At 47.6% G+C, this 18,030-nt stretch carries 11 protein-coding genes and 1 CRISPR repeat array; of the genes, 7 read left to right on the top strand and 4 right to left on the bottom strand.

Going from position 1 to position 18,030, the window contains the following annotated elements; genetic code table 11:
• The first annotated feature begins 20 nt into the window (after window positions 1-20).
• The 3 genes from J2W69_RS11730 to cas2e are packed head-to-tail and all read left to right on the top strand — an operon-like array spanning window position 21 to window position 2,079.
• Window positions 21-851: a KilA-N domain-containing protein gene (locus tag J2W69_RS11730; RefSeq protein ID WP_310278526.1), complete on the top strand. Its 831-nt coding sequence runs from the start codon at window positions 21-23 to the stop codon at window positions 849-851.
• A gap of 16 nt (window positions 852-867) precedes the next feature.
• Entirely contained in the window at window positions 868-1,788 is a 921-nt protein-coding gene (cas1e, locus tag J2W69_RS11725) for a type I-E CRISPR-associated endonuclease Cas1e (protein ID WP_310278524.1), read from the top strand.
• The gene (gene cas2e / locus J2W69_RS11720) at window positions 1,789-2,079 is read left to right on the top strand and encodes a type I-E CRISPR-associated endoribonuclease Cas2e (RefSeq protein WP_310278522.1); all 291 of its coding nucleotides are present in this window, start codon (window positions 1,789-1,791) and stop codon (window positions 2,077-2,079) included. It begins immediately after the preceding gene.
• Window positions 2,080-2,174: 95 nt separating this feature from the next.
• Window positions 2,175-6,596: a CRISPR direct-repeat array (repeat unit 29 nt; unit sequence CTGTTCCCCGTAAGCACGGGGCTAAACCG).
• A 530-nt stretch (window positions 6,597-7,126) separates the two neighbouring features.
• On the opposite strand, the gene J2W69_RS11715 is transcribed toward cas2e, so the two are convergent.
• Window positions 7,127-7,525: a hypothetical protein gene (locus J2W69_RS11715; RefSeq protein ID WP_310278520.1), complete on the bottom strand. Its 399-nt coding sequence runs from the start codon at window positions 7,523-7,525 to the stop codon at window positions 7,127-7,129.
• 295 nt (window positions 7,526-7,820) lie between these two features.
• Between J2W69_RS11715 and J2W69_RS11710 the strand changes: the two genes are divergently transcribed.
• The 3 genes from J2W69_RS11710 to J2W69_RS11700 all read left to right on the top strand — a co-directional run bounded on the left by J2W69_RS11710 (window position 7,821) and on the right by J2W69_RS11700 (window position 10,015).
• Window positions 7,821-8,327: a cyclic nucleotide-binding domain-containing protein gene (locus tag J2W69_RS11710; RefSeq protein WP_310278518.1), complete on the top strand. Its 507-nt coding sequence runs from the start codon at window positions 7,821-7,823 to the stop codon at window positions 8,325-8,327.
• A 128-nt stretch (window positions 8,328-8,455) separates the two neighbouring features.
• Window positions 8,456-9,607 (top strand): GGDEF domain-containing protein, encoded by a 1,152-nt coding sequence (locus tag J2W69_RS11705; RefSeq protein ID WP_310278516.1) that lies wholly within the window; start codon window positions 8,456-8,458, stop codon window positions 9,605-9,607.
• A gap of 84 nt (window positions 9,608-9,691) precedes the next feature.
• Window positions 9,692-10,015 (top strand): DUF5992 family protein, encoded by a 324-nt coding sequence (locus J2W69_RS11700; protein ID WP_310278513.1) that lies wholly within the window; start codon window positions 9,692-9,694, stop codon window positions 10,013-10,015.
• 125 nt (window positions 10,016-10,140) lie between these two features.
• Here J2W69_RS11700 and rimO read toward each other — a convergent pair whose 3' ends face one another.
• Window positions 10,141-11,541, bottom strand: coding sequence for a 30S ribosomal protein S12 methylthiotransferase RimO (rimO, locus tag J2W69_RS11695; RefSeq protein WP_310278510.1), 1,401 nt, complete (start codon window positions 11,539-11,541; stop codon window positions 10,141-10,143).
• Window positions 11,542-11,790: 249 nt separating this feature from the next.
• On the opposite strand from rimO, the gene ahr reads away from it, so the two are divergent.
• Window positions 11,791-12,792 (top strand): NADPH-dependent aldehyde reductase Ahr, encoded by a 1,002-nt coding sequence (gene ahr / locus J2W69_RS11690; RefSeq protein ID WP_310278507.1) that lies wholly within the window; start codon window positions 11,791-11,793, stop codon window positions 12,790-12,792.
• An 81-nt stretch (window positions 12,793-12,873) separates the two neighbouring features.
• Here ahr and J2W69_RS11685 read toward each other — a convergent pair whose 3' ends face one another.
• Window positions 12,874-14,724, bottom strand: a complete 1,851-nt coding sequence (locus J2W69_RS11685) for an FTR1 family protein (RefSeq protein WP_310278504.1) — start codon at window positions 14,722-14,724, stop codon at window positions 12,874-12,876.
• A 195-nt stretch (window positions 14,725-14,919) separates the two neighbouring features.
• On the bottom strand, window positions 14,920-17,517 hold the full coding sequence (locus J2W69_RS11680; protein ID WP_310278501.1) for a TonB-dependent receptor plug domain-containing protein: 2,598 nt from the start codon (window positions 17,515-17,517) through the stop codon (window positions 14,920-14,922).
• Window positions 17,518-18,030: the final 513 nt, after the last annotated feature.

Here is an 18,030-nt window from a genome sequence, read left to right as displayed (position 1 = left end):
TTATTTTTGGAGGGTAAGCAATGGCAGCAAAACTGGAGGTTTTGGAACAGCAGATTGCAACTTATGCCAGGGAAGGTATTGAATACATTTGTATTACTGATATGGCTCGTTATAAGAACCCAGAACGAACCGATATAATTATTGGTAACTGGTTACGCAACCGCAATACCATAGAATTTTTAGGCATTTGGGAGCAACTGAATAACCCCAATTTTAACCCCATCGAATTCGATGGGTTTAAAGCCTTGGCTGGCTTAAATAGTTTCACCCTAACAGCCAAGCAGTGGATTGAGAAAACTGGTGCTGTCGGGTTGATTTCCAAAGCCGGGCGTTACGGTGGTACCTACGCGCAAAAGGATATTGCTTTTGAGTTTGCCAGTTGGATTTCGGTCGAATTTAAGTTGTATTTGATCAAAGAGTTTCAACGTTTAAAAGAGCAGGAGTTTCAGCAGCTTGGCTGGGATATTCGACGTAATCTGGCCAAGATGAATTACCTGATCCATACCGATGCAATCAAAGAGCATCTGATCCCAGACTCGCTTACTCCGGCACAAATAAATCATATTTATGCCAGTGAGGCTGATCTACTGAATATGGCTTTGTTTGGGGTAACGGCAGCTCAGTGGCGACTGCAGAATGTCGAAGAAAAAGGCAATATGCGTGATCATGCCAATGTGCATCAACTGGTGTGCTTAGCTAATTTGGAAGCGATGAACGCACACTTTATCCAGAAAGGCATACCGTCGCAGCAACGTTTGGTGAAGCTTAACCAGCTTGCTATTCAGCAAATGACAATTCTGAGCAGGCAACAGACTGCTTTAGCATCGCATTTACCAGCAGACCCAGATTAAAGCATAAGGATATCAGATGTCATTTATCCCGTTAAAACCCATCCCAATTAAAGACCGAAATTCTATGATTTTTATTGGCATGGGCCGAATCGACGTAAAAGATGGCGCTTTTGTTGTTGTGGATGAAGTAAATGGCGAGCGTATGCATATTCCGGTTGGTTCTATTGCTTGCTTAATGCTCGAGCCAGGCACCCGAATTTCTCACGCTGCGGTAAAGCTGGCTGCGGAGGTAGGGACATTAATTACCTGGGTGGGTGAAGGTGGCGTCCGGTTTTATGCGTCAGGTCAGCCAGGTGGTGCTCGTTCAGACAAGTTGTTGTATCAGGCCAAATTGGCGTTAGACGAACAATTAAGGCTGAAAGTTGTGCGAAAAATGTTTGAGTTGCGTTTCGGAGAAGAAGCGCCAGCCCGCCGTAGTGTGGATCAATTGCGGGGCATTGAGGGGGCCAGGGTACGGCAAACTTATAGTTTGTTGGCTAAACAGTATGGTTTGAAATGGAATGGTCGCAAATATGATCCTAAAGACTGGGACGCGGGAGATTTGCCAAACCAGTGTTTGAGTGCTGCAACAGCCTGTTTATACGGGATCACTGAAGCAGCTGTACTGGCTGCAGGTTATGCGCCAGCCATCGGATTTATTCATACGGGAAAACCTTTGAGTTTTGTGTACGATATAGCTGATGTGATCAAGTTTGACACAGTGGTACCGCTGGCCTTTCGGATTGCAGCTAAAGGCCCATTGGCCCCGGACAAAGAAGTGCGATTGGCCTGTCGTGAGTTGTTCAGAACAGACAAAACCTTAAAACGTTTAATTCCACTCATTGAAGAGATCCTGGCGGCAGGAGAAGTTTTGCCACCAGAACCATACCCTGATGCCCAGCCTCCGGCTTTACCTGAACCCGTATCCATAGGTGATAGTGGACACAGGAGCAGCTAAATGAGTTTCTGTATGATTGTTACTGAAGCTGTACCTCCGAGGTTAAGAGGGCGTTTAGCCGTATGGTTGTTGGAAGTGAGGGCAGGGGTTTATGTGGGAGATGTCAGCCAAAGAGTCAGAGAAATGCTATGGCAGCAAGTTGATGCCATGGCAGAAAATGGGAATGTAGTGATGGCGTGGGCAACCAATACAGAGTCGGGTTTTGATTTTGTCACTTTTGGCGATAATCGTCGTCAGCCAATAGATTTTGATGGTTTACGTTTAGTGAAATTTTTACCCGAAAACTTGTAGTTTTTTAATAACCTCAGCTCTTTAAAAATACGGAAAAATTTGGTAGAAAATTGCACAAGCTTTTTTCTTTTAGAAATCAGCTATATACTCTTAGTCTGTTCCCCGTAAGCACGGGGCTAAACCGTAACTGGCCGTCACTCAACTGAGACAATAAATCTGTTCCCCGTAAGCACGGGGCTAAACCGTTTCACGTATGCGTTTGACATAATTTATTGTCCTGTTCCCCGTAAGCACGGGGCTAAACCGTCAGTAATTGACATGATAGAAACCAGAAACTTCTGTTCCCCGTAAGCACGGGGCTAAACCGCGAGTTTGGCACTGAGTTAACCCCCTGCTCTTCTGTTCCCCGTAAGCACGGGGCTAAACCGCCACAGTGGACTCTATAGCCGACTGGTGGCAGCTGTTCCCCGTAAGCACGGGGCTAAACCGTTTGAAATTAGGGGCAACTTGCTCAGGTAGCCCTGTTCCCCGTAAGCACGGGGCTAAACCGCGTATAGTGCAAAAACAGCACTTCTAATACATCTGTTCCCCGTAAGCACGGGGCTAAACCGCATTTTTTGTATTTTAGCCGACTCATCCGAACCTGTTCCCCGTAAGCACGGGGCTAAACCGCCCTGCAGTTGAAATCACCAGTGTGGTTTTGGCTGTTCCCCGTAAGCACGGGGCTAAACCGCGCTCAAGCTGAAGGTAGTGTTTTGGGGCGTCCTGTTCCCCGTAAGCACGGGGCTAAACCGCAGGAAAGGCAAGCCTACCAAATTTCACAGATCTGTTCCCCGTAAGCACGGGGCTAAACCGCGTGATGTTGGCTGTAGCTGTAATTAGTGTCCCTGTTCCCCGTAAGCACGGGGCTAAACCGATATCCCAGCGCTTTTTTCTGGCGTTGCGGCACTGTTCCCCGTAAGCACGGGGCTAAACCGCCAATCAGGCCGGGACCAAAGTTTATGACAGTCTGTTCCCCGTAAGCACGGGGCTAAACCGTGCTGGCAATAATAGGTTCGATTTGCCACTGCCTGTTCCCCGTAAGCACGGGGCTAAACCGGGATGACAGCGCACTTACAATGCTGAAGCCAACTGTTCCCCGTAAGCACGGGGCTAAACCGCAATTAAAACCTGTCAGGAAGTGCGGTTTATACTGTTCCCCGTAAGCACGGGGCTAAACCGCGGACAGGTTGGCAGTTGCCGGAGGCCGGAAACTGTTCCCCGTAAGCACGGGGCTAAACCGTTAAAATTGCAGTTGAACAGTTAAGCAGGAAACTGTTCCCCGTAAGCACGGGGCTAAACCGTGCAATTGGCGCGCTCAAGGGGGTCGCAGATACTGTTCCCCGTAAGCACGGGGCTAAACCGCGAGACAGCTGCAAGCCAAGGGCATCAAGCGACTGTTCCCCGTAAGCACGGGGCTAAACCGTCGGCGGTTCCAATGAGCTTGTCTATCTGCTCCTGTTCCCCGTAAGCACGGGGCTAAACCGGTCAGGAATTAACTATCGGCGCATCTGGTCGACTGTTCCCCGTAAGCACGGGGCTAAACCGCCTCTATTACATCAAAAGATGCGTTTATAGCCCTGTTCCCCGTAAGCACGGGGCTAAACCGACTCGTGATCAGTTACTTGACTTGCGGTTTTTCTGTTCCCCGTAAGCACGGGGCTAAACCGGGGGTTACTGAACTCAGCGGTAAATTTGAAAACTGTTCCCCGTAAGCACGGGGCTAAACCGCGTTCTACTCATGTATTCGTGATAAGGCTGAGCTGTTCCCCGTAAGCACGGGGCTAAACCGAATCCTTAGAGGCATTAATGTTGGCTAATGAGCTGTTCCCCGTAAGCACGGGGCTAAACCGACCTTTATCTGTAGTGACAAACCCTTCCGTTTCTGTTCCCCGTAAGCACGGGGCTAAACCGCATGGCAAATGGTTAAGCGCTGGAATCAACAGCTGTTCCCCGTAAGCACGGGGCTAAACCGTAAACTCTTGTAGCCGGATAACCTAAATTTACCTGTTCCCCGTAAGCACGGGGCTAAACCGGATAAACAGAGCGTTCACTGACAGGCCGCAAACTGTTCCCCGTAAGCACGGGGCTAAACCGCATCCACGCACCAGCAGCAACCATCAAAGTAACTGTTCCCCGTAAGCACGGGGCTAAACCGCACATCGACATCACCAAAAACCACGCTGTCGGCTGTTCCCCGTAAGCACGGGGCTAAACCGCTCGTTTTATTGCAATGCTGCTGTCTATAGGTCTGTTCCCCGTAAGCACGGGGCTAAACCGGCTGTGGGGTGGTTTCTACTGGAATGGATCTACTGTTCCCCGTAAGCACGGGGCTAAACCGAATTTCCCGCTGATGTTGACTATGGGCGTTATCTGTTCCCCGTAAGCACGGGGCTAAACCGGTGATTTCACCATCGGCCAGTGTGACGCCAAACTGTTCCCCGTAAGCACGGGGCTAAACCGAAAATTGAAAACAGAGGTGGCACCTTGGAGGGCTGTTCCCCGTAAGCACGGGGCTAAACCGCAACTACAAAATGCAGTTGATAAAAATGATATCTGTTCCCCGTAAGCACGGGGCTAAACCGACACCATTGATTACTACCAGTCAGTGGTTGATCTGTTCCCCGTAAGCACGGGGCTAAACCGCGCTTCTAGTTCATGCCCAATAACAGCTTCTGCTGTTCCCCGTAAGCACGGGGCTAAACCGTCAATACCCTGTTGCCAACCAGCACTCTTTAACTGTTCCCCGTAAGCACGGGGCTAAACCGCAAGTTAGGTAGACTGTTAACCACAGACTGCTCTGTTCCCCGTAAGCACGGGGCTAAACCGCATAGGCAGTAACCAAGAAATAAACCAGATTACTGTTCCCCGTAAGCACGGGGCTAAACCGCACTTGGAAAGAGGGTGATCCTAAAATAAAAGCTGTTCCCCGTAAGCACGGGGCTAAACCGGATCATAACTCCAAAAGATCTATATTTAGCAGCTGTTCCCCGTAAGCACGGGGCTAAACCGTGTGCCGTGGTAATCAACTACTGGCACATCGCCCTGTTCCCCGTAAGCACGGGGCTAAACCGGGCAAACGGTAGGCGTTAGCCTTAACAATAAACTGTTCCCCGTAAGCACGGGGCTAAACCGCAATACCTATTGCCCGGATCTAGCGGCAACGTCTGTTCCCCGTAAGCACGGGGCTAAACCGGGCACTCCGAATATTAAATTAGCTGAGCGTTTCTGTTCCCCGTAAGCACGGGGCTAAACCGGGCACTCCGAATATTAAATTAGCTGAGCGTTTCTGTTCCCCGTAAGCACGGGGCTAAACCGGCCTGCATCTATACGAGATTTAATTGCCTGCACTGTTCCCCGTAAGCACGGGGCTAAACCGGTCTTTCACAGCAACTCGGCCAGCAACTTAATCTGTTCCCCGTAAGCACGGGGCTAAACCGTTCGCATCAAAAGCGACCTAATTTTACAGCGGCTGTTCCCCGTAAGCACGGGGCTAAACCGCAGGTGTGCCCACACTGCGGTAACTACTAAAACTGTTCCCCGTAAGCACGGGGCTAAACCGATATGCTTCAGCCTCTACCATATCGTCAGGAACTGTTCCCCGTAAGCACGGGGCTAAACCGCATTCAAAGCTAACTTTTTCTACTGAGTTCCACTGTTCCCCGTAAGCACGGGGCTAAACCGTTTGCCAGAAGTAGCTGGGCAGAATTGGGCATCTGTTCCCCGTAAGCACGGGGCTAAACCGTAGAGGCATCTTGTGTTTTACCCTGTTCTTGCCTGTTCCCCGTAAGCACGGGGCTAAACCGGACGGGATTAGCCGCACGGCGAGCATTGGCTTCTGTTCCCCGTAAGCACGGGGCTAAACCGAAATCCTGACGTACATGATCCGCTTTCCAAAGCTGTTCCCCGTAAGCACGGGGCTAAACCGAACTGCTTGATTCCGGCATCAGCTTTGCCGCTCTGTTCCCCGTAAGCACGGGGCTAAACCTGATGCAGCACTGAGCCTGAAAGCAGCAGCTGCCTGTTCCCCGTAAGCACGGGGCTAAACCGGCTGGAGTTAAATACGGCTTGTTCCTGGGCAACTGTTCCCCGTAAGCACGGGGCTAAACCGTCCCGGCTCAGTGACTGAGTTAAGCTGATCCGCTGTTCCCCGTAAGCACGGGGCTAAACCGAAACAGATTTAGCCATTCTGTCCAGTCGATTTCTGTTCCCCGTAAGCACGGGGCTAAACCGCTGACGCGCATCAGTAGCGAGTCTGTGACCGACTGTTCCCCGTAAGCACGGGGCTAAACCGAGCATTAAAACGATACTCATAAGAATTTTGAACTGTTCCCCGTAAGCACGGGGCTAAACCGAACACCTTACGGCCGCAGAAAGTTGATTGAGCCTGTTCCCCGTAAGCACGGGGCTAAACCGCAACACCCTATGGTGGCACGTATAATTTCAATCTGTTCCCCGTAAGCACGGGGCTAAACCGGTTATCGCGACCTGTCACAAGCAGAAATAGACCTGTTCCCCGTAAGCACGGGGGCTAAACCGCGTTACAAGATAAGTTTTACCAAGTACTGGCTATCTTATCCGGTTGTTCCTTGGTTTTTAGTCCAAAGTCAGATGAAGCTTTTAGGTAAACAGTACCATCTCATTTCAGAGTGAGATAACTATGTGATACTGAAATAAATTTAGGCGATGGGCAAACAACATATCGAAATAGATGAGAATACTAAGCAACTGATGGTGGGAGTTGAACCTCACATACACGGCGTTTACGCGACGTCTGCTTTACCAGTTAAGAGTACATCAGTTGCCTGAAAAGCATAGCACAGTAGTTGATAAACAATGAATTCATTGTTTCCTGTCGCCTGTTCACGGCAGTCAGATTCATGTTGCTGTGCCCTTAGATAATTGATGCAATGTATTCGGCCATTGCTCTCTATGTGATGGTGCAGATATTGTTGTAGTGGATAGCAATGACTAAACGCGAATCAGGGCGTTGAAATAAACCTCTTTACGAAGAGTGCCGCGATCGCCGGATTTATTTAAATCCGGCTACTACATTACCTTTCAGTGTTTAAAACACAGCCTGGCCGTAGAAGGTGCCTGTAGCGCAGAGGCTGACATTTTCCCAGGTGTTGTCTGAGTACAGAATTCGGGTGACGCAGGCTGTGGCTTCTGAAAAACCGAAGTTTTCCGGGCCATAAGGATAAGTTACGCTGCAGTGATTCTGGCTGCCACAACTCCAACTGCCCTGAGGTTCAGCGCCGTAACTCCATTTCACTTCAGCTACTGGTTTATCGGCCACTAAACGGAAGTACACGCCAGGTTGTGAATTGATCTGGCTGGAGCAGAAGTGTGCAGTATAAGTTTGTTGAGTAGGCGTACCACTGATCACACATTCCACATGAGCAGCGTAAAGATTGTGACTGACAGACAATGCCAGCAGCGCAAGCATAGCGAAGATCGTTTTCATCTCAATTTTCCTTATTTGAATTGAATAGTCCTGTTTGGACCTTTACAAGGTAACTCGATGTTTAATTTTTGTAAATAGTATCTGTTATAGGTGCGGGGTTAAGTTGTTCCTGGCCGCTATATAAAAAAAACGCGGCCAGGTTATGGATTCAGCTTGCTACATTAGCAGCACTCATAAACACTGTAATCACAGCTCTTGCGTTAGCCAGTTGGAATGGAAAAGCCGCGATGTGCCGCAGCGCTGTCAGGCAATGTCTGCCAGCATAAAACGAAGGGAAAACACCAAGGAGTTGTTGATGAGCTATAGCAATAAATTAAGACTGATGGAGATTCTGGCCAGGCTGCCGTTGTTTAAAGATCTGCAACCCGCTGACCGGGAGCTGGTGTTACAAATGCCAAAAGCTTTTGAAGTCTGCAGTCAGGGTAAGGCGTTGATTAAAGAAGGGGGGTACGAGCCGTTTTTTTATATTATTTTATCGGGACAAGCCCTGGTGTATCACCGGCAGCATAAAATAGGGCAGTTGCTGCCCAGCCAGTTTGTTGGGGAAGTCGGTTTTATTTGCAATGAACCCCGCAGTGCCACTGTGATAGCACAAACCGATATGGTGCTGATGAAAATAGACAGCGATAGTTTTCAGAGTTTGCCTGACAGAGTTCGCTCTGCTATTAAAGACAAAATTATTTTTGGTTTAACCCAAAGAGTAGCGCAGTTAAGTGAACGCCTGATTGAATTGGACGGGGTATTGCCAGCGCCACGATTACCCTCCATTGATGAAGAGATCCAACTAAGCAATGAGAGTTAAACGGCATAAAAAGCCAGTTTAAGCTGTTTGTGTGATGGGAACTGCAAGCGCTATACTGCCGGAAGAGTGAAAAAATGGAGTAATTAGTTATTAATTTTCATGGATTTGAACTGCATTTACCTACCTTGATGCTGCTAACCTTGCTGGTTAATCTGATGATTGGCTGTTATCTGGCTATGGTGTATAAACTGCGGCGCCATGATAAAAGTTTTTTAGTCTGGTCCGTCGCCTGTTTTGTTTTTGTGGCTGGCGGTTGTGCTGCGGGTGCCAGAGCTTATCTAGACCAGCCGCTGCTGACTTATCTGCTGGCAGATTTATTACTTTTATTGTCGCCGGCTTTAGTAGTGACAGGTTTGGTGTTGTTTTTGCGGGGGCAGCTCAGCGCTCGTTCCAGGCAACAAGCGGCTTTGTTGCTCACTTTATACCTGCTGCCGTTAAGCATGTTGTATCAGGTCAATAATGCCTCAACTGCGTTAACCTCTTTAAGCATCGCTGTGGTATTTATTTATGCTGTGGTGCTGCTGAAAAAAGCCCGTTTAACACCGGGTTTTCCGGCCTCTGTGCTGCAATTGTTTTTTGCGTTGCACTCCGGGTTAATGCTGCTGCAGTTCCTGTTGGTGATGCCTTTCATTGGTGAAGAATCCAGAGTGTTAGCTTTACCCAGCCTGCAGTGGGTTTTGCTTGGGCATGTATTGTTAACCACCAGTACTGGTTTTATGTTGCCACTTTTGTCCTTTTCTCATACCGAAAATCAACTGTTGCGGCTGACTGAGCTGGATGATTTAACTCAGTTGCTGAACCGTCGTGAATTTTTAAAAAGAGCCAACCTGACCTTGTTAAACAGCAGACGCCAACAGCACAGTGTAGTGGTGCTGATGATTGATCTGGACCACTTTAAGTTAATCAACGACAGATGGGGTCATGCGATTGGCGATCTGGCGCTGAAAAAAGTAGCAGATTTACTCAAAGTTGGATTGCGGACTTCTGATTTAATAGGCCGGTTGGGTGGTGAAGAATTTGCAGTACTGATGCCCAATACCAGTGCCGGACAAGCGGCTTTTATTGGTCAGCGCTTATGTGAACGTATTGCGCATCACGCCTGGGAAATCGACGCCAGGCCGGTGAAACTGACTGTGAGTGTGGGTGGCGCTACTTGTGTGGATGCACTGCGTGATTTGACCGAATTGCTAAAAGACGCTGATGATGCTTTGTATCAGGCCAAGGCTTCCGGGAGGAATAAAATAATTTTCCAGTCAGGACCTTCCATTACTTCATTGTGATGGAATCTGCCCATCAGCCTTATAAAATACGTTCTAAACAGAATACTTAACAAATTTAATTAGATAAATTTTCGGAGAATAAAAATGAACTATAAGCTGACGTTTCTGGCTTGCCTGTTATCAACAAATGTTTTAGCTGGTGAACTAACCAAAAACGCTACAGTGCTGGAAGTTGCAAATCATGCGACTGGAGGTAATGGTAAAAATTTTGCACTAAAAATTGAAGGTGGAACTGGGCCATGCAGCGGTTGGGTTTATTTTATGGAAGATAAAGCACCTTCGCCAGCGACATACAATCAAGCTTTTTCCATAGCCTTAGCTGCGCTGGCTGCGGATAAAAAAGTTCGGATACACAACTATACTGATGATAACTGCACTGGAGCCACTTTTATTGCTATCAGCAGATAGAGTGGTTTAGTCACTATGTTGGTTTGCCTGGGCACTTCATTTTATATAGTGAGAAAATTTTAAAAACGGCCAGCAGGCCGTTTTTAAAATTAATCATCAAGGACAAGGAAAACAGCGACATTGGCTTACTCAGCCAGGCTGCCCCATAAGTCGTATTCGTCCGCTTCTTCAATCACTACGTCGACCAAATCGCCTGGTTTTAAAGAAGTTTCGCCATTTAAATACACAGCACCGTCAATTTCAGGAGCGTCAGCGAAGCTGCGGCCAATGGCGCCTTCTTCGTCCACTTCGTCAATTAACACTTTAATAGTGCGGCCAATTTTAGCCTGTAAACGAGCGGCGCTGATGCGCTGCTGAGTTTCCATAAAACGATGATAACGCTCATCTTTGACTTCTTCTGCAATTTGATCGGGCAAGTCGTTGGCTTTAGCGCCTTCGACCGGGCTGTATTTAAAGCAGCCTACGCGGTCTAACTGAGCTTCTTCCAGCCAGTTTAATAATTCCTGAAACTCTTCTTCTGTCTCGCCAGGGAAGCCAACGATAAAAGTAGAACGTATCGTCAGTTCAGGGCAGATTTCACGCCATTTTTTGATGCGCTCTAAGACGCGGTCAGACTGACCAGGGCGTTTCATCAGCTTTAAAATACGCGGGCTGGCATGCTGGAATGGAATATCCAGGTATGGCAATAACTTACCTTGCGCCATTAATGGAATTACATCGTCCACATGCGGGTACGGATAGACATAATGCAAGCGAACCCAAATGCCTAAATCGGCTAAGGCTTCACACAAAGACAACATAGAGGTTTTGACCGGCTGACCATTCCAGAAGCCTGTACGGTGTTTTACATCCACACCATAAGCGCTGGTGTCCTGAGAAATAATCAGCAGCTCTTTGACGCCGGCTTTTTGTAAGCGGCCAGCTTCATCCAGCACTTCGCCAATAGGGCGGCTGACTAAATCACCACGCATAGAAGGAATAATGCAGAAAGTACAACGGTGGTTACAGCCTTCAGAAATTTTTAAGTAGGCGTAATGCTTAGGTGTTAATTTAATGCCATGATCCGGTACTAATTGCATAAAAGGGTCGTATTTTGGCTTAGGCACAAATTCATGCACCTGCTTTAATACGTTTTCATAAGCATGTGGGCCTGTGATACCCAATACATTTGGGTGTACTTCACGGATTTCATCTTCACGGGCACCTAAACAGCCTGTGACTATCACTTTGCCGTTTTCAGCCAAAGCTTCGCCTATGGTGTCTAAAGATTCCTGTACTGCGCTGTCGATAAAACCACAGGTGTTGACTATCACCAAAGCTGCATCGTCATAGCTTGGAACTATTTGATAACCTTCAGTTTTTAACTGAGTCAGAATGCGCTCTGAGTCCACCAGGTTTTTTGGGCAACCTAAACTTACAAACCCGATTTTTGCGCCTGCGCCATTGGCTTGCGCCTGTGCTGTCAGACTTTTCACTGGTGTTTCCAGTGTGGTGGTTTGTGATGGGTCAAAGGTTTCGACTGTCATGTAAATCCTGCAAAGTAAAAGGGCCGGAAAAAAAGTGCGCGGATTATACCTGAATCGACCGGAAGAAACAGTGCTTGCTGTATAAAAAACACTCAATAAGAGGGCGTAATCTTCGGCTAAAGCAACAGGATCAGCAGAAAGTGATTAAACAGATGCGTTATGCGGCCAACTGCACTGTAACTTTATTGATCCTGACCAATACTCTTGGCGTAGCTGTTTCACTTCACCTTTCTTTTTACAGGAGTTCCTATGATCAAAGCTTATGCAGCATTAAAACCTCACTCGCCTTTAGCTGTGATGGAGTTCGACCCTGGCTCTTTAGGGCGGCAGGATGTTGAAATTGATGTGGATTATTGTGGTATTTGCCACTCTGATTTATCCATGATCAATAACGAATGGGGCATGTCGTCTTATCCTTTAGTGGCTGGTCATGAAGTAGTGGGGCGCATTGCAGCTGCAGGTGCCGATGTCAGTCATTTAAAAGTTGGGCAGGTGGTTGGGCTGGGCTGGCATTCGGGGTATTGTCAGGTGTGTAGCAGTTGTGGCAGTGGTGATCACAATTTATGCGCTTCAGCACAAGGCACTATAGTGGGTCGTCATGGTGGTTTTGCTGACAAAGTTCGGGCTAATGCAGCCAGTGTGGTGGCATTGCCTGAAGGCATGGATGCAAAAACCGCAGGCCCTTTGTTTTGTGGTGGTATTACTGTGTTTAACCCTATGCTGCAGTTTGATGTCAAAGCGACCGACAAAGTGGCTGTGATAGGCATAGGTGGTTTAGGCCATATAGCGCTGCAATTTTTACGGGCTTTTGGTTGTGAAGTCACAGCTTTTACCTCCAGCGAAAGCAAAACCGCCGAAGCCAAAGAGTTAGGCGCCCATCATTGTATTAATTCCAGAGATGCAGATGCCATAGCTGCAGCAGCAGGGCGTTTTGATTTTATTTTAACCACAGTGAATGTGAAATTAGACTGGAACTTATACCTTTCCACACTCAAACCTAAAGGCCGCTTGCATTTTGTCGGTGCCACTTTAGAGCCTTTGGATCTGAACGTATTCAGCCTGATTATGGCGCAACGTTCAGTGTCTGGTTCACCTGTTGGCAGCCCTGCAACTATTAAAAAGATGTTGGATTTTGCTGTGCAGCATGACATTAAGCCAGTGGTTGAGACTTTTAAGTTTGATCAGATCAACGAGGCTATAGCTCACTTAGAAAGCGGCAAAGCCCGATATCGCATTGTGCTGGAAAGGTAAATGTATCAGGCCAAACACCGGCAGATATACAGAGAGGCATAAAGTCCGGGGTCAGAGTTAAAAAACTCTGACCCCGGCGGCTTAACCCTTGCGGCTACGAACCAGATACACCAAAGCGATCAGCAGCAGGGCAGTTTGTACCAGCACACCCTGAGTATTAGGATAAAAACCTAACCAACTGATGCTAGGTAAGTTCAACTGGCTCACCGCTAAAGTACCAGCTTCCTGCAAAGCTGCTATGCCTTTACCTGCCATCACTATAGCCAGAACCAGCATCAATAGTGCTGTGCTGCCAAAGAAGGTTTTCAGAGGCAACTTCAGTGCGAATTTAAACATAGCCACAGCTACAATTGCTAACAACACCAGAGCCGAAGCTATGCCAGCTATAAAGCTTTGTTGTGCCTGCTCGCCGCCCTGTAACCACAACGCCTGATAAAACAGAATGGTTTCAAAGGCTTCACGGTAGACCGCTAAAAACACCACCAGACCTAAGCCAGCATAAGCACCACCTGATACTGCGTTTTGTACTTTATGCTGAATAAAATGGCTCCATTCTTTGGCGCTGGTTTTGCTGTGCATCCAAAAGCCCATATAAAACAGAATAACGGCTGCGACCAGTGCTGTGTAGCCTTCTGTCAGCTCACGGGATGCGCCAGATATATCAATGACATAGCTTGCAATAAACCAGGTAACAGCCCCTAAAACCAAAGCGCTGATCCAGCCAATATGTACAGTGTGCCGCAGCGCTGCTTTGTCGGTTTTTACCGCGACGCTATAAATAGCGGCTACGACCAACAAGGCTTCTAAACCTTCACGTAGTAAAATCAACAGTGCGGCTAAAAACACATTCACGCCACTTAATTGAGTGTCTGACAGTTCAGTCTGAGCTTGCTTTAATAAGGTTTGGATTTCAGCGATACGAGGTGCAACCACAGCTTTTTGTGTTGGATCTTTCAGTAACTGACGCAGCCCCATCATGCTGTGTTCTATCTGATCACGAAGTGGGGCGTTGATTGTGCCTAAAGGGTTTTCTACCAGTTCAAAACCATCCAGATAAGCTGATACGGCCTGATCGTAAGCAGCTTGTGGGTTTTGGCTGTATAGATCCGCAGATAGTTGTAATTTTTGCTGCGCTATCACTATTGGATTTTTACTTTTCGCCTGAAAAAAACGCTCCGGGTGACTGCGAAACTCGCTCATCAGGGCTGCACCAAAGTCAGGGTAAAGCTGAATCAAATCTTTAGGTGTCGCGGTTAATAAGTCTTTTACCGCTGAGCTTTCAATCAGTGCATCCGGCACTGTGCTGGTATCCAGATCGTTACTGGCTATATGACCAACATAAAAGGCCAGATCCCAGCGGCTTTGTTCATCTAAAAAAGCAAAGGAAGCCATGCCCGTATCAGCGACCCCTAAGCTGATGGTATTAAATAAGCCATAAGCACTGCGGGCCTGATAACGTTCCACTTCATGGAAATTGGTGGGGGCAGGGTCCAGTTGTGCGCCGGCCGGGCCATCGCCTTTAGCTGTAGCGCCATGACAGCTGGCACAATTGGCAGCAAATAAGGCTTCACCTCGTTTGATATCCGGACTTTGTTTTGGCAGCGGAATAGAAGGCATAGCGGCAATAACAGCCTGACGCATAGTTGCGGTTAAGGCCTGAATATCTTTTTCTGCCGCTTTAGTGGCGATCAGTTGTTTTAATTGGGCGGATTGCTGCTGCAAAGCAGTTGATGCTGTGGAGACTTCTTCGGCTATTAACGACGAGAACTCCTGCATTTCGCCATATTCAGCTTCACTGACAATTTTGCCATCGACCACAGCAGCATTGTAATCAGCACCTATGTATTCAATGTATTGGATTAATTTATCTGAAGCAACAGCAGGTAAAGCCAGCAGGCTGACTAAGGCAATAACACTACGAAAGGCCATCATGTATTCACTTAATTTATGTAATAAGAATAGTTCTCATTATATTGATTACCAATAGTGAAACCTAGCGCCTTTAGTCTTTTACACCAAAGTTTGCGATAGAAAAACAGCAAGCCGAAGCTTGCTGTCAGAAATCACCGGAAAAAACAGGGCACTGCATAAGCGCAGGCCCTTAACTCCATCCAGGTAGAAGAAAACTTAGAATTTCACTGAATAACGCAAAGTCCAGTGACGGCCTAACCAGTCGTGTACTGAGCTGGCGTAACCATTAGTGGGCGATGAGGCATAAGGTGGCTCTTTGTCTGTCAGGTTACGGATACTCAGTAATACGCTCTGATTATCTGTAATGTCATAGCCCAGACTGGCGTTATAAGTCAGCCATGAGTCGACAGTTTCATTGTCAAACTTAAAGTCACCATCACCTAAGGAACTGATGTAATGCGCGCCAAGGCTGGCATTCCAGTTCTGTAAGCGCCATTCAGTGCCGGCATCTGCGACAAATTCAGGGCGGGCTATTTCAGCAGCACCACTGAGTTTGCCTAACAAATCTTCAGCCGGACTATCTGCAGTGATTTTACGCTCATAAGATAAAGTGCGGGTACCAGCTACAGTGAACTTAAAATCACCTGCATTGCTGGTGGCCAGTTTGTAGTTCAGTTTAAAGTCGACCCCGTCTGTTTTCTGGCTGCCTACGTTAAAGAAGCCTGTGCGTAAGAAGGTTAAATCGTTACCTGCATCAATCACACAACCAAATTCACCGTTCAGATCGGCTTCGTCATCAACCACAGGCGCAGAACCTGCAATACAGGCGCGTAAGGTGGTGTTGGCGTCTACATCAACTATATCCTCATGGGTGTAACGCCAGTAATCGATAGTCAGCTGTAAATCATCGGTCAGGTTCCAGGATGCGCCAATATTGATGGCTTCTGAACTTTCTGCATCCAGATTTTTATTACCTAAGGTTTCCTGATCAAATTCCAGTTCACCTGCAGTAGCACCAAAGTCGCCGCACAGTGCATCAAATGGCTGACCTGTACCACAATCTATGTAGTTGGCTGTTAACGAAGTACCAGCACCTAATTGTGATAAAGAAGGTGCACGGAACCCTGTACTCCAGGAACTGCGTAAGATCAAATCTTCAGTGGCACGGTAACGTAATGACAGCTTCGGATTGACGGCACCACCAAAATCGCTGTAGTGGTCGTAACGTAAAGCTGCAATAGCATCCAGTTTCTCAGTCAGCGGGATATTAAACTCACTATAAAATGCATACTGAGTGCGATCGGCAGCTGCATCACTGGCACCTAACGCAAATATTCCGCCGCTTTGTGCCACTTCAGCCGGGTTGTCGGAAATTTCTTCACCACGGAATTCACCACCAAATACAGCGCTGATATCGTCAAACAACGTACCCGAGAAGTTGAAATCGACTGAGTAAACATCTGATTCACCTATACGTGGCGCAATTTCACGTAAACCAGCAATCACAGAGGTTGAGTTGTCACGGCCGAGGTTAAAAGGGTTAAAGCTGCCGTTGGCGAGGGCACCAGCAACTTTGTCTCTGCCCATGTAACCTGAAACGTGGGTAATTTCATTGTCTGTTTTGCCGTAGCTTGCCGCGGTCTCCCATGACCAGTCGCCCATCTCGCCGCGTAAGCCTGCCAATAATCTGTAGCTTTGGCTGTCATAGTCCTGAATACGACGCTCTGGAAAACGAGAGCGGATACGGATTTGATTTACTGCGCCATTTTGTGCATCTATATCTCTGGCCCATTGAGGCACAGAAGCTGAGTTTCCTGCGACCCGCACATCAAAAGCTGCGGCTGAGTCGTAGGCTGAACCTGTGTTTTGTTGCAGCATAGCTTCAGCAAAAAACTCGCGGTCATTGCCTAAACGGTAAATGTGATTTAGCGTTGCGCCTACAGCTTTACTGTCCGGCTGGATTGCGCGCTCGTTGACATAATCGTACTGACAGCGAGTACCACCATTGCTGGTTGCAGTGCCACACCAGGGCTCGGCGTAATCTCTGCCGTCTATGGTGACGCGGGTATTGGACTTAAAAGTTACGTCGATAGGGCGGTCTGCGTTAAACAGTGCGTCCTTATCAAAGTAGTCGATGACCACTGTGGTATTGCTGTTGGCGGTGCTGAAACCACCTGTATAGGTCAGGTTGTATTTACGGAAATCGCTGCTTGCTGTGTCATCACCGTAAGAGGCTGTAAGTTCCTGACCTTCATAGTCTTTACGCAGAATAAAGTTAATAACACCAGCGATGGCGTCTGAGCCATACACGGATGAAGCGCCGTCAGTCAGAATTTCAACCCGTTCCAGTGCTGACATTGGAATAGCATTGACGTTCACAAAAGAGTCAAAGCCATTGGTGAATGAATCTACTGCGACACGACGGCCGTTCACCAGAACCAGAGTGGAGCTTGAACCTAAACCCCGTAAACTGACACCTGCAGCACCTGCCGGTGTGCCGTCATTGCCCGCAACACCACCGTTTTCAGTGAAGGTTCCAGCGCTCGAGGCCTGAGGTAAATCCCGCAAAAAGGCGCTGACACTGTCATAGCCTTTTCTCGCTAAATCATCCCGGCTGAATATTTGCAGCGGGTTGGCGCCTTCCATGTCCACACCCTTAAGACGTGAACCCGTAACTTCAATTTTTTCTATGTTTGCTTCTTTATTTTGCTCTGTTGCTTCAGCCTGTTGTGCATTGGCTTGTGATATGCCAAACAGCGCACACAAGGTTGCTAATCCAATTTTGCTGAGCTTCATTTTTTTATGTTGTGACATGTTGCTTCCTCTGGTGTTGATGTTGCCTGATGGCAATCTGTTTTTTTCAAATAAAAAAAGGGCGTGCCAGAGCAAGAAGCGCAGCAAATCAGACAGCGACAGCAGAAAACAGACGGATCAAGGCCTGAAAAATGCTGTCAGCATGCAAATAAGTAGGGTGTTAGTGATGGCTGAAAAACCGGGGCCAAACGAACACACTTCTGGCTATGGCAGAAGTTGTTCTAATTATTGAACCACTCGGAAAGGTAATAGGTAGAGCAGTAGTAGCTGTTTGGGTTAGCAGCACAACGTTGCATTTTACTCTCCTATTGATCAAGTGGCTTTTGGATGCCTCAAAATTGTCTGATCCTGCTATTGATGTCAAGCGCTTTTTTTAACCAATCTGCAAGCAACAGTTTTTGCACCTTTATAGGGCTAAATTTGCGGTTAATATGTTGGACTCTTGTAAAATTTTGGTGATCTTTGCCTCTCATCTGACCAGATTGGTGTTTTTATCTGTTGCTTGCTTGACAG

This window comes from Rheinheimera soli (genome assembly GCF_031457405.1).
Classification (GTDB): domain Bacteria; phylum Pseudomonadota; class Gammaproteobacteria; order Enterobacterales; family Alteromonadaceae; genus Pararheinheimera; species Pararheinheimera soli_A.
Note: the sequence above shows the minus strand (reverse complement) of the source record. Positions and strands in the feature narration are given on the sequence as shown.

Excerpts from the sequence above, each read along its gene's own strand:
- J2W69_RS11730 (WP_310278526.1), top strand. The coding sequence starts at position 21 with ATGGCAGCAAAACTGGAGGTTTTGGAACAGCAGATTGCAACTTATGCC.
- cas1e (WP_310278524.1), top strand. The coding sequence starts at position 868 with ATGTCATTTATCCCGTTAAAACCCATCCCAATTAAAGACCGAAATTCT.
- cas2e (WP_310278522.1), top strand. The coding sequence starts at position 1,789 with ATGAGTTTCTGTATGATTGTTACTGAAGCTGTACCTCCGAGGTTAAGA.
- J2W69_RS11715 (WP_310278520.1), bottom strand. The coding sequence starts at position 7,525 with ATGAAAACGATCTTCGCTATGCTTGCGCTGCTGGCATTGTCTGTCAGT.
- J2W69_RS11710 (WP_310278518.1), top strand. The coding sequence starts at position 7,821 with ATGAGCTATAGCAATAAATTAAGACTGATGGAGATTCTGGCCAGGCTG.
- J2W69_RS11705 (WP_310278516.1), top strand. The coding sequence starts at position 8,456 with ATGCTGCTAACCTTGCTGGTTAATCTGATGATTGGCTGTTATCTGGCT.
- J2W69_RS11700 (WP_310278513.1), top strand. The coding sequence starts at position 9,692 with ATGAACTATAAGCTGACGTTTCTGGCTTGCCTGTTATCAACAAATGTT.
- rimO (WP_310278510.1), bottom strand. The coding sequence starts at position 11,541 with ATGACAGTCGAAACCTTTGACCCATCACAAACCACCACACTGGAAACA.
- ahr (WP_310278507.1), top strand. The coding sequence starts at position 11,791 with ATGATCAAAGCTTATGCAGCATTAAAACCTCACTCGCCTTTAGCTGTG.
- J2W69_RS11685 (WP_310278504.1), bottom strand. The coding sequence starts at position 14,724 with ATGATGGCCTTTCGTAGTGTTATTGCCTTAGTCAGCCTGCTGGCTTTA.
- J2W69_RS11680 (WP_310278501.1), bottom strand. The coding sequence starts at position 17,517 with ATGTCACAACATAAAAAAATGAAGCTCAGCAAAATTGGATTAGCAACC.